This is a genomic window from Pseudomonas laurylsulfatiphila (assembly GCF_002934665.1).
GTDB lineage: Bacteria > Pseudomonadota > Gammaproteobacteria > Pseudomonadales > Pseudomonadaceae > Aquipseudomonas > Aquipseudomonas laurylsulfatiphila.
Map to the genome: position 1 here is coordinate 1,036,479 of NZ_NIRS01000001.1, position 11,834 is coordinate 1,048,312.

9 protein-coding genes are annotated in these 11,834 nt (G+C 62.8%); 6 read left to right on the top strand and 3 right to left on the bottom strand.

The genetic code is table 11. From position 1 onward, the window contains the following. Positions 1-916: 916 nt before the first annotated feature. Positions 917-2,095: an integrase core domain-containing protein gene (locus CD175_RS04815; protein WP_104447355.1), complete on the bottom strand. Its 1,179-nt coding sequence runs from the start codon at positions 2,093-2,095 to the stop codon at positions 917-919. A gap of 313 nt (positions 2,096-2,408) precedes the next feature. Here CD175_RS04815 and CD175_RS04820 point away from each other — a divergent pair, with 313 nt between their 5' ends. The 6 genes from CD175_RS04820 to CD175_RS04845 all read left to right on the top strand — a co-directional run bounded on the left by CD175_RS04820 (position 2,409) and on the right by CD175_RS04845 (position 9,083). Then, positions 2,409-2,924, top strand: coding sequence for a flavin reductase family protein (locus tag CD175_RS04820; RefSeq protein WP_007976920.1), 516 nt, complete (start codon positions 2,409-2,411; stop codon positions 2,922-2,924). Positions 2,925-2,933: 9 nt separating this feature from the next. Then, on the top strand, positions 2,934-4,613 hold the full coding sequence (locus CD175_RS04825) for an FAD-binding protein (protein WP_104447875.1): 1,680 nt from the start codon (positions 2,934-2,936) through the stop codon (positions 4,611-4,613). Next, entirely contained in the window at positions 4,601-5,356 is a 756-nt protein-coding gene (locus tag CD175_RS04830) for a glucose 1-dehydrogenase (RefSeq protein ID WP_015094272.1), read from the top strand. The genes CD175_RS04825 and CD175_RS04830 overlap by 13 nt, the downstream gene beginning before the upstream one ends. A gap of 13 nt (positions 5,357-5,369) precedes the next feature. Next, positions 5,370-6,452 (top strand): ferredoxin--NADP reductase, encoded by a 1,083-nt coding sequence (locus CD175_RS04835; protein ID WP_104447876.1) that lies wholly within the window; start codon positions 5,370-5,372, stop codon positions 6,450-6,452. Between the two features lie 231 nt (positions 6,453-6,683). Continuing rightward, positions 6,684-7,430 (top strand): SDR family NAD(P)-dependent oxidoreductase, encoded by a 747-nt coding sequence (locus CD175_RS04840; RefSeq protein WP_104447877.1) that lies wholly within the window; start codon positions 6,684-6,686, stop codon positions 7,428-7,430. Between the two features lie 72 nt (positions 7,431-7,502). After that, a complete protein-coding gene (locus CD175_RS04845; RefSeq protein WP_104447878.1) occupies positions 7,503-9,083 on the top strand; it encodes a FadD3 family acyl-CoA ligase in 1,581 nt (526 codons plus the stop codon). A gap of 131 nt (positions 9,084-9,214) precedes the next feature. On the opposite strand, the gene CD175_RS04850 is transcribed toward CD175_RS04845, so the two are convergent. Both CD175_RS04850 and CD175_RS04855 read right to left on the bottom strand, forming a co-directional pair. Beyond that, entirely contained in the window at positions 9,215-10,093 is an 879-nt protein-coding gene (locus CD175_RS04850; RefSeq protein WP_104447879.1) for an SDR family NAD(P)-dependent oxidoreductase, read from the bottom strand. Beyond that, on the bottom strand, positions 10,090-11,832 hold the full coding sequence (locus CD175_RS04855) for an FAD-binding protein (RefSeq protein ID WP_104447880.1): 1,743 nt from the start codon (positions 11,830-11,832) through the stop codon (positions 10,090-10,092). Before CD175_RS04855 ends, CD175_RS04850 begins: the two co-directional genes overlap by 4 nt. Between the last annotated feature and the right edge of the window lie 2 nt (positions 11,833-11,834).

An 11,834-nucleotide genomic window follows, 5' to 3' on the forward strand; every position in this document is an offset into this window, starting at 1 on the left:
GCGGCATGGATTTTTGAGGGTGTACATATCCGTTGCTGCGGTAACGGCCGCTTAGGGTTCCGCTCTTACAGCGGGTCACTTTGAAAAGCGCAAAGTAACCAAACGCTCTTGCCCCTGACATTCGGTGCCTCGCCTAGGCTCGGCATGCCCTCGCTTCGGTCCTGCTCCGTGGGCCCGCCGCCATCGGCCATCCATGGCCGGGGGCGGCTAACCCGGCATCCATGCCGGGTTGCCCACTGCGCAGAACCTGCGCTCGGCCTCACGAGGGGGCGTACACCGCAACAGCGTCCGAGGCGGCCTACCGGCCGGCCTGGTTGTTGGGTTCGTTCGTCTGTGAGGTACATGTCGACTGGCCGGCCGCCATCGCGAGCAAGCTCGCTCCCACAGTATTTACGGTGAACACCAATTATTCGAACCACACCAAACCTGTGGGAGCGGGCTTGCCCGCGAAGAGGCCGGCACATCTGACATTGATGCTGGCTGACAGACCGCCATCGCAGGCAAGCCAGCTCCCACAGGGTCGAGGTACATCCGCCAGGTTCAGGTCGGCTGTCAGGCCGCCTTCGCGAGCAGGCTCGCTCCCACAGAAGAGCAAAGGCAGATCGGCGTACACCCACGCTTCCCACCACTCAACAGGCCGAGCGTTAGCTCGCCTGCCGCTCTTGATCTTGATCCACCCGCCCCCTCGGCAGGCTGAGCGGAGGTGTTCATCCGGGGATGGGCGCGCAGCGCCGTTCGACGCAGTCGAACTCATTGCATGTAGGTCGAAGCGAAGCCGACCGGAGGGCAATGCCCCCGGATGAATACCGGAGCGAAGGAACGCCGAGCCTCAGCGAGGGGCCGTACGTAAGGGGCGAGCGTGAAGGGATCAACCACATAGGTAACAGAAGAGTTCAGTCACATAGGTAACACCTGATCACTTATTTCTGATTACTTTGAGCGTCAGATAAGCGTCTTTGGCATCCCTTTCATCAACGCGGCCTAATACTACCGGTCCAAAAATGATGTCCCAAACACCCTCACTGACGCTCTCCAACCCAACCGTTTCATGCTTGAGCACGTAGCCGACATAGATTCTAAGCCTACCTTTGTTCACCACGCCGTTGGAGTCCGTCCGGTAAACCTCAACATGGCTTGGGTACCTCATCTCCGGCAGCTTGCCCGGATAAGGTCGTGAAGAGCTTGTGTAGCAAGAGCCGGGGGTTTTCTGCCCCAGCGCCTCATGAAGACGCTCATGATTGTAGTGCTGCATGAACAGATCGAAATGTTTCTGCTGGGCTCCCCACTCAATTTCCGGCGGCCTTGGCAACGTACTTTTCAGCGTGCGGTGCATGCGCTCATGCCGTCCGTTTTGCTCTGGTCGACCAGGTTGAATCCTTTCGTGAATGATGCCCAGACGGGCCCACCAGATGGACAACTGCGATAACCCGGCACGCCCACCGCTAGCAAAAGGGACACCGTTGTCGGTACGGATCCGCTCGGGCATTCCATGCATCTTAAATAGCCGCTCGAAGGTTGCCTTGGCGTCCTTGAAAGTCGTGCTGGGCATGCTTTCACACGCCAGTAGAAAGCGACTGGCGTGATCCATCACTGTCAGGGGGTAACACCAGACACCGTCTCCCGTCAGGTATTGGCCTTTGTAATCGGCGCTCCAGAGCTGGTTGGGAAGATCGGCTTTCTGAAGTGGCTTGGGATAGATGGCGACACGCTGACGTAAACGCCGTGGGGGCACCAGACCCGCCTTTTTAAGCACGTTGTAGATCGTGGTTTTCGAGGGCGGAGACTGATCTGGAAACCGTTCACTCAGGGCTGTCTGAATCTTCTTCGGGCCCGGTGTGGTTTGCCCTTGGCCGCGCAGCTCAAGAATGGCCTCCTTGACCGCAAACGGCACGGCCTGAGCCTGGGAGTGTCGCTTGCGACTGCACTCCGCCAAGCCATTAATGCTGTCCGCGTTGTAGCGGGCCACCCACTTGTAACCAGTCTTGCGACTGATGCTGTGAGCCGCACAGAGTTGACTGAAATTGAGTCGACCAGACAAATAATCGGCAATGAACATCACTTTCAGGTCCATAGGTTTCAGCTCTCGCCACGGCATGGTCAGATCCTCGGAATCGACCAGTGCCAGTTAAAAACTGTTACCTATGTGCTTGAACTGTTTTGTTACCTATGTGGGTGAGTCATACCAGCGTTTTTTTGGTTACTTTTTTTAGGCGCTTGTAAAAAAAGTGACTCGCCGTAAGGGCGAAACCATAAGCCGCCGTTACCAAAAAAACGGATATGTACACAACACAACATCAGCCTGGTCGGCCCAGAGGCCGCCAAGGCCTAGTCCCCTCGGACGATGTTCCAAATAGACACCAGAGCAAGAATCCATCGCACTCCACCCCCAACAAAAAAGGCCCAGTGCGATGAACGACGCCAATCTCAAAGCCGACATGCTCCAGGCCATGCGCCGCCTGGCCAAGTCCGTCACCATTATCAGCACCAGCAACGGCTCCGAACGCTTCGCCATGGCCGCCACCGCGGTCGACTCCCTGAGCACCGAGCCGCCATCGCTGCTGATCTGCGTCAACAAGACCGCCTCGCCCCACGCCGCACTGGCGACCGGCGCCGACTTCTGCGTGAACATCCTCGGCGTCGAACAACAAGACCTGGCCAACCTGTGCAGCGGCGCGATCAAGGGCGAAGCGCGCTTCGACCGTGGCAACTGGCTGACCAGCCCCGGCGGCATTCCTTACCTGGGCGACGCACAGTCGGCGATCCTCTGCCGCCAGGACGGCCACTTCAGCTACGGCACCCACACCGTGTTCATCGGACGCATCCTGCAGATCCACACCACTGACGCCATCACCCCGCTGGTCTACCTCGACGGCAGCTACACCACCACCGCCAAACCCGCACCTTCTCTCGCAGCCGCTGGTTGAGGCCCGAACATGGACAGCCTGAACCGGTTGACGGCGTTGCGAGTGAACAGCGCCGACCCGTTGCCATGGGATGACCGCTGCGACTTGCTGATCGTCGGGTTTGGCGGAGCCGGCGCCTGTGCCGCCATCGAAGCCAGCACTCGCGGCCTGTCGGTGCTCGCACTGGATCGCTTCGAAGGCGGCGGCGCCACGGCACTCAGCGGTGGCGTGGTCTACGCCGGTGGTGGCACGCCGTATCAGCGCCAGGCTGGATATGAAGACAGCAGCGACGCCATGTTCAACTACCTGCGTCAGGAAGTCGGCGAAGCCGTCAGCCACGAGACATTGCGGGCGTTCTGCGAAGGCAGCCGCGAGCAACTGGCCTGGCTGGAGCGACAAGGCGCAGCCTTCGAAGCCAGCGTACCGCCGCACAAGACCTCATACCCGAGCGACCAGTACTACCTCTATTACTCGGGCAACGAAGCCGTGCCGGCCTATGCCGCCAGCGCCAAACCGGCGCCCCGTGGCCATCGCACCAAAGGCCCGGGCATGTCGGGCACCAGTCTGTTCGCCCCGCTCAAGGCCAGTGCCTTGCGTCACGGTGCGCGCCTGCGCAGCCAGTGCGAAGTGCGCAGGCTGGTGCTCGACCTCGACGATAAAGTCCTCGGTGTCGAAGCCTGGCAACTGCCGTCGGGTAGCCGCGCCGCCCGGCAACATGCGCGTCTGTCACGCTGGGCCGCGGCCATTCATATGTACGCTCCGGCCTTGGCCGACCGCTTGCGCGCCCGTCAGCGTCGCATCGAACAGACCAGCGCCATCCGCCAATTGATTCGCGCCGAACAGGCGGTGCTGTTGAGCAGCGGCGGTTTCATCTTCAATCGCGACCTGGTGCGCCAGCACGCGCCGCAGTACCTGGCCGGTCTGCCGCTGGGCGCCACCGGGTGCAATGGCAGCGGCATCGCCCTGGGCCAGAGCGCCGGTGGCAGCGTGGCGCGGATGGACAAGGTCAGCGCCTGGCGTTTCATCAATCCGCCACTGGCCTGGGCCCGGGGGCTGATCGTCAATGCCCGCGGACAACGTTACGCCAACGAAGAAATCTACGGCGCGACCCTCGGCCACGCCATGGTCGAAGAACAGGACGGTCGCGCCATTCTGGTGCTCAACCGCGCGCTGGTCGGCGAAGCGTTGCGTCAGGTCGGCCCCGGCAAGGTGTGGAATTTCCAGCGCCTGCCGGTGCTGCTCAATTTGCTGTTCAACGCCAAACGCAGCACCAGCCTGGCCGGGTTGGCCAAGCGCTGCCATCTGCCGCCGGAACTGCTGCGCCAGAGCGTCGAACGCTATAGCCGCGCGGCACGCGGTGAGGTCGCCGACGAGTTCGGCAAGTCTGCGGCGATGCTCGCCAACCTCGACCAGGGCCCGTGGTACGCCCTCGATCTTTCATTCGCCAGCAAACTGTTCCCCTGCCCGGTCATCACCCTGGGCGGGTTGAAAGTCTGCGAGGCCAGCGGTCGGGTACTGGACCCTGCCGGTCAGCCAATAAACGGCCTGTACAGCGCCGGCCGCAATGCGGTCGGGGTCGCCTCCAACCTGTATGTCTCCGGCCTGTCCCTGGCCGATTGCATCTATTCCGGTCGCCGGGCTGCCGCCCACGTGGCCGACCAATTCGCACTTCAAACCGCACGATCAGGAGAACAACAATGCAACGTGTAGAAGGCAAAGTCTGCATCATCACCGGCGCCGCCAGCGGCATCGGTCGCGAAGACGCCCTGCTGCTGGCCCGCGAAGGCGCCAAAGTGGTACTGACCGACCTCAACGAAGAAGCCGGTCGCCAGGCGGCTGCAGAAATCGGCGCCAACGCGCTGTTCATCCGCCACGACATCGCCAGCGAAAGTGACTGGCAACACGTGGTCAAAACCACCGTCGAGCACTTCGGCCGCCTCGACGTACTGGTCAACAACGCCGCGATCCTGGCCCTGGGCAGCATCGAAGACACCACCCTGGAGTTGTGGCAGAAGGTGCAGAAGATCAACGGCGACGGCTACTTCCTCGGTTGCAAGTACGCCATCCAGGCGATGAAGGAAAGCGGCGGCGGCTCGATCATCAACATGTCGTCGGTCGCCGCCCTGGGCGCCATGCCGATGTTCTGCGCTTACTCGGCGTCCAAAGGCGCGGTGGCGGCGATGACCCGCTCCATCGCCTTGCACTGCAAGCAACAGGGCTATCGCATTCGCTGCAACAGCGTGCACCCCGATGGCGTGAACACGCCGATGACCCAGGCCCTGGCCGGTGGTCAGCCGATCCCGCAGGAAGCGCTGGACCAGGACCCGATGAACCGCATGGCGGCGCCACGGGACATTGCCAACGTGGTGCTGTTCCTCGCCACCGACGAGTCGCGGTTCGTCAACGGTGCCGAGATCCGCGTCGACAACGCCCAACTGATCAGCGGGCTCTGAGGTCGAGGTGAACATGGGCACGCAACAACAGAACCTGACCCCGGCCGAAAACACGACGGCAAGCGTCTCATTGCAAGTGTGCGCGGTGATCGACGAGACCGCTGACGCGCGCTCGCTGGTGCTGGACGTACCGCCAACCCTGCGTGAGCGCTTTCGCTACAAACCGGGCCAGTTCCTGAGTTTTCGCGTGCCCTTCGCCGGCAAACTGTTGACCCGCTGCTATTCCATGGCCAGCTCGCCCCTCGCGGATGCGCTGCCCAAGGTCACGGTGAAACGGGTCGACGGTGGCCGGGTGTCGATCTGGATGAACGAAGTGCAGGTCGGCGACTGGCTGGAAGTGTTGCCACCGGCCGGGCATTTCTACCTTGACCCGCAGGCGGACACCGAAAAGCCCCTGGTCCTGTTCGGGGGCGGTTCGGGCATCACCCCGGTGTTTTCCATTCTCAAATCAGTGCTCCATGGCAGTCGGCGGCCGATCAAGTTGATCTACGCCAACCGCGATGAGGCGTCGGTGATTTTCAAGGACGAGCTGTGCCAGCTGATCAAGGCGCATCCTGATCAACTGCACGTGGTGCACGTCCTCGATTCGGTGCAGGGCTTCCTGACGGACCATCAGGTCCGTCATCTGCTGCGCGGATCGACCGGCGGCGACTACTTCATCTGCGGGCCGGGTCCTTTCATGGACACCGTGGAGCGCACGCTGCTGGCACTGGGCGAAGCGGCCGAATGCATTCATGTCGAACGTTTCGTCTCGCCACCGGATCCCGATGAACTGTTGGCCGAAGAAGCAGTGGCACGAGCGGCGGCCATGGATTCGCAATGTGAAGCGCTGATCGTCGAACTCGATGGCCAGCAACACGAAATTGCCTGCCAACCAGGCGACACCTTGCTGCAAAGCTGCAAAGCGGCTGGCCTCGATGTGCCGTCGTCCTGTGAAGAAGGTTTTTGCGGGGCCTGCATGTGCGTGGTCAAGGAAGGTGAAGTCCAGTTGGCGCGCAACGACGTGCTGACCCCCAAGGAGCTGGCCGACGGCTGGACGCTGGCCTGCCAGAGCCGCCCGACGGGTGCCCGGGTACGCCTGAAATTCCCGGATTGAAGATACGCATCCCCCTGTAGGAGCGAGCCTGCTCGCGATGGACGTCAACGATAACGCGCCCTGTCTGTATGAACGCGGTCCCAAGACGTTTTTCGCGAGCAGGCTCGCTCCTACAGTTGAAATGTGCCGGACGGAGGATCTGTTGCTTAGTCTCAACGGACGATCACTCAGGCCCGGTCTGCAGTTAGACTCGGCCACAGCATTAGCCCACAACAATAAAGAGGTGCAGTTATGGCTCGTTTGCAGAACAAGGTCGCGGTGGTCACCGGCGGCGCTTCGGGGATTGGTCTGGCCTGCGTGCGCCGTTTCGCTGCCGAAGGCGCGCAAGTGGTCGGGCTGGACATCGGCAGCGCCCCGGCGGACTTCCCCGGCCTGTTCATGCCCCTCGACGTGCGCGACGAAGCGCAGGTGCAGCAGGTCATGCAAGACGTCATCAGCCGCCTCGGGCGCATCGATATTCTGGTCAACGCCGCCGGCGTCGCCGACCAGGGCAGCGTGACCCAGACCACCACCGCCAACTGGCAACGGGTGATGGACATCAACCTGACCGGCAGCATGCTCACCAGCAAATACGCGCTGGCGTCGATGGTGGAGCAGCGCGGTGGTTCGATCATCAACGTCGGTTCGATCTTCGGCCTGCAAGGCTGCGACGGCAACGTGGCCTATAACGTGTCCAAGGGCGGCATCAACCAGCTGACCCGCTCGATGGCCATCGACTACGGCTACGCCAACATTCGCGTCAACGGCCTGTGCCCGGGCCTGATCGAAACACCGATGACCAGCATGGTCCGTGACAACGATGCGTTCCACGCCTTCTTCGCCTCACAGCACATGCTCAGCCGCTCCGGGCAACCGGAAGAAGTGGCCAATGTCGCGCTGTTCCTGGCCTCGGACGAAGCGTCCTTTGTCAGCGGCCAAATGATCGCCGTGGACGGTGGTTTCTCCGCCGGTCGCCGTTTCGCCCCGCCCGCCCAGTAATTCGCAATCCGGCCGGGCGCCCTGCCCGGCCTACTCCCTTTTTCGTCATTGTCTTCTAACCGGGGAGGCCCCATGCCGCCTGTCGCCACCGCACTGACCATCGCTCAACTGTTCGCCAACGCTGCCCAGGCCTACGGCGACCGCCCGGCCATCGAGGACGCGGGCCACACCATCAGCTACCGACAACTTGACCAGTTGCGCCGCCAGGCTGCCCGCGCACTGCTGTCCCTCGACGTACAGGTTGGGGACCGCGTGGCGATCTGGGCGCCCAACGTATGGGAGTGGATCGTCGCCGCCGGCGCCCTGCAAAGTGTCGGCGCCGCCCTGGTACCGCTCAATACCCGAATGAAGGGCAGCGAGGCTGGCTACATCCTGCGCGAAAGCGGCACCTGCGTGCTGTTTGCCATCGGCGAATTCCTCGGTGCGGACTACCCCGGCATGCTGGTGTCGGAAGACCTGCCTGAGCTGCGTCACATCGTCAGCCTGCGCGGCGCCAATTCGGGCACCCTGGCCTGGGAACGGTTTATGGATCTGGCGGCCGACGTGCCGCAACTGGCCCTGCGCACCCGCGAGCAAAGCGTTGGCCCGCAAGCCTTGTCCGATGTGCTGTTCACCTCGGGCACCACCGGCAAGCCCAAGGGCGTGATGACCAGCCACGGCCAGAACCTGCGCATCGTGCGCGACTGGAGCGACATCGTCGGGCTGCGCGAAAGCGATCGTTACCTGATCGTCAATCCGTTCTTCCACTCCTTCGGCTACAAGGCTGGCTGGCTGGCCGCATTGATGCGTGGCTGCACCGTCCTGCCGCAGCAAGTGTTCGACGTGCAGGCCGTGCTCGAATGCGTGCAGCACGAACGCATCACCGTGTTGCCGGGGCCGCCGACGCTGTATCAATCGTTACTGGCCCATCCGCAACGCAGCGAGTTCGACCTGGGCTCCTTGCGGGTAGCGGTAACCGGCGCGGCGGCGATTCCCGTGGAGATGATCCACCGCATGCGCGACGAACTGGGATTCGCCACCATCGTCACCGCGTATGGCCTGACGGAAGTCTGCGGTTTCGCCACGATCTGCCGCTCCGGTGATTCCGCAGAGTTGGTTGCCAACACCAGTGGCCGGGCGATGCCGGGGGTGGAAGTGCGCTGTGTCGGCAACACGGGCCGCAGTCAACCGGCGAACATTCCCGGTGAAGTGCAGATTCGCGGTTACAACCTGATGCAGGGTTACCTCAACAACCCCGACGCCAGCCAGGAAATTCTCGACGCCGACGGCTGGCTGCACACCGGCGACATCGGCATGCTCGACGAACAGGGTTACCTGCGCATCACCGACCGCCTCAAGGACATGTTCATCACCGGTGGCTTCAACGTGTACCCGGCGGAGATCGAACAGTGCCTGCTGACCTATCCGGGCGTGGCCCAGGCCGCGGTGATCGGTATTCCCGATGAGCGCATGGGTGAGGTGGCGATGGCGTTCCTGTTGCCTGCACCAGGAATGGAAATCGAGCAGGCGCGGTTCCTCGCCTGGTGCCGTGAGCAGATGGCCAACTACAAGGTGCCGCGCCGGGTGCAAGTGCTGCAGAGCATGCCGATCAATGCCGCGGGCAAAGTGACGAAGAATGTGTTGCGCGAGTGGGCATTGCAGCCGGTCAGTTAAACCACACCCCATGTGGGAGCGAGCCTGCTCGCGAAAGCGGCGAATCAGTCAACATCAATGTTGGATTTGCCGACGTCTTCGCGAGCAGGCTCGCTCCCACAGGGTTTGGTGTGTGGTTTATTAGCAGTGGATCAGACCACCCGCGCCGGATGTTGCTTGCGCGGATCGCCGAGCATGGCGCGGTGCGACGGCGGCTGGCGGCCTTCGGCTTCGCTGATGCCGTAGCCGGGCGCGATTTCGGCGGTGATCAAGGTCTGCCCGGACAGCGCCATCAGTTGCGGATCATTGAGCAAGGCATGGATCACCCGCCCGTTGAACTGCGGGGTTTCGGCATGGGCAAGAAACGCCTGGTACTGCTCGCCGTGCTGCTCGCCGGCAATCCGGGTGCGTTCGGTCAGTTGCGGGCCGAGCCACAGCGACAACGCCGCCACGCCCTGCCCCTCGAAATCAATGGCCATGTCCGCCGCCAGTTTATCAACGCCAGCCTTTTGCGCGCCGTACGCCGGGCCGTGCATGTAGCACCCGGCCCCGAAGGACGAAGTGAAGCAAATCAGCCCTTGGGCACTTTTCAGCAGCAGCGGTGCGGCGTAGTAGCTGGCGATGTAGGCCGAGCGCAGGCCGACGTCGAGAATCCGTACCAGCTCCAGCGGTTTGGCCCAGAACGGCCCCGGTTCGATCAACTGGTCATGGATGAACGCGGCATTGTTCACCAGCAAATCCAGGTGCCCGCATTCCTGCTCTACCCTCTCGAACAGCGCCCGAACCTGCGCATCATCGGCGTGGTCACAGACTACCGCGATACCGCGTCCACCCGCGGCGGTGATCGCGGCGGCGGTGTCCTCCAGCGAGCCGTGCAGGGCATGTCCGTACAGATTCGATCCACCCTGCGCCGGGGCGCGGCCAGTGACGTATACGGTCATGCCGACCGCCCCGAGGGCCAAGGCGATGCCCTGGCCCACTCCGCGACTGGCACCGGTCACGATAGCAATCTGTTGACGTGGCTGATTCATTCAACGCTCCCGAACAAGGTTTTCGCCGAAGCGGTTTCGCTCTGGCGCTTGATGTGATTGGCAGCCAGGTAACCGAAGGTCATGGCCGGGCCTATGGTCGAGCCGGCACCTGGATAAGTGCGGCCCATCATCGAGGCGGCGCTGTTGCCGATGGCGTACAGGCCGTTGATCGGTTGCCCGTCTTCGTGCAACACGCGGGCATGCACGTCGGTCAGCAGCCCCCCCTTGGTGCCGATGTCGCCGGCGTCGATGCGTACGGCGTAGAACGGCCCCTTGAGCAATGGCGCCAGACACGGATTGGGTTGCACGTTCGGGTCGCCGTAGTAGCGGTCGAACAGTGAGTCGCCCTTGTGGAAATCCTCGTCGACGCCCTTCACGGCCATACCATTGAAGCGCTGCACGGTACGCAGCAGCCCGCCAGCGTCGACGCCGATTTTCGTCGCCAGCTCTTCCAGGCTCGACGCCTTGTGGAAGTAGTCACGCAGATGCTCGGGCAATTGCCAGTCGCGCTGGGCATAGCCCGGCAGCAAGGCACCGCACGGGTATTTGCGGCGGAACTCGGCGTCGAACACCATCCAGCACGGCACGCTCGCAGCGCCTTCGCGGTTGTTGGCGTACATCGCATAAACGATATCGGTATAGGGCGCGGCTTCGTTGACGAAACGTTCGCCCGCGGCGTTGACCATCACGCACCCCGGCAAGGTACGTTCGACGAACAACGCACGCTGCTTCTCTTCGCCCTTGACGTAAGTGGTTGGCGCCCACCAGCTGTGCTCCATCAACGCGGTCCGCGCACCAATGGCCTGGCCGGCGCGAATGCCGTCGCCGGTATTGTTCGGCGGCGTGGCACTCCAGTTGGCCCGGGACGGCTGCGGCAGGTACTGCTCGCGCATCGCCTGGTTGCGTTCGAAACCACCGGCGGCAACGATCACCCCGTAGCGCGCCTTGACGTTGAGCAACTGACCGTTGCGATTGACCCGCGCACCGCCGACCCGGTCGCCGACCAACAGCAGCTCTTCGAGCGCACAGTTGAGCCACAGGGATTTTCCGCGATCCTGCAACGAACAGCGCAAGGCACCGATCAAGGCATTGCCCAGGGTCAGGTAGCGATCGCGGCGGGACAAACGCCGACCCTCGCGGTCACGCCAGTAGCGCCACATCACCCGCAGGGTCAGGCGCAACCAGCCGGGACCACGGCACAGCAGCACTTGCGCCTCCTTCATGGTCATCGCCATGCGTCCCATCATCAGGGTGCCGGGGGACGGTGCGCGCATACGCAGGAATTCTTCGCCGAGTTCGGCGGCATCGAAGGGTTGCGGATCCATCGAGCGATAGCCCGGTTTGCCGCCCGCAACTTCCGGGTAGTAATCAGCGTAGCGAGGTTGCGCCTCGAAGCGCACCCGGGTGTGTTTTTCCAGGTACTCGACCATCTCCCGGCCATGTTCGACATAGGCTTCGATGCGCCCGTCGTCGATCTCGCCGTGGGTCACGGCGCGGATGTAGGCAATCGCTTCGGCTGCCGAATCACTGCCGCCGAGAGCATTGATCCTGTGGTTGTTGGGGATCCAGATACCGCCGCCCGACACTGCCGAGGTACCGCCGTACTCGCCGCTCTTCTCGATCAGCAGCGCATTCAATCCCAGGTCGTGGGCGCGCAGCGCTGCGGTCATGCCCCCGGCTCCCGAGCCAATCACCAACACATCACAACACTCGTCCCATTTGATCCCGGCAGCGTTCATGC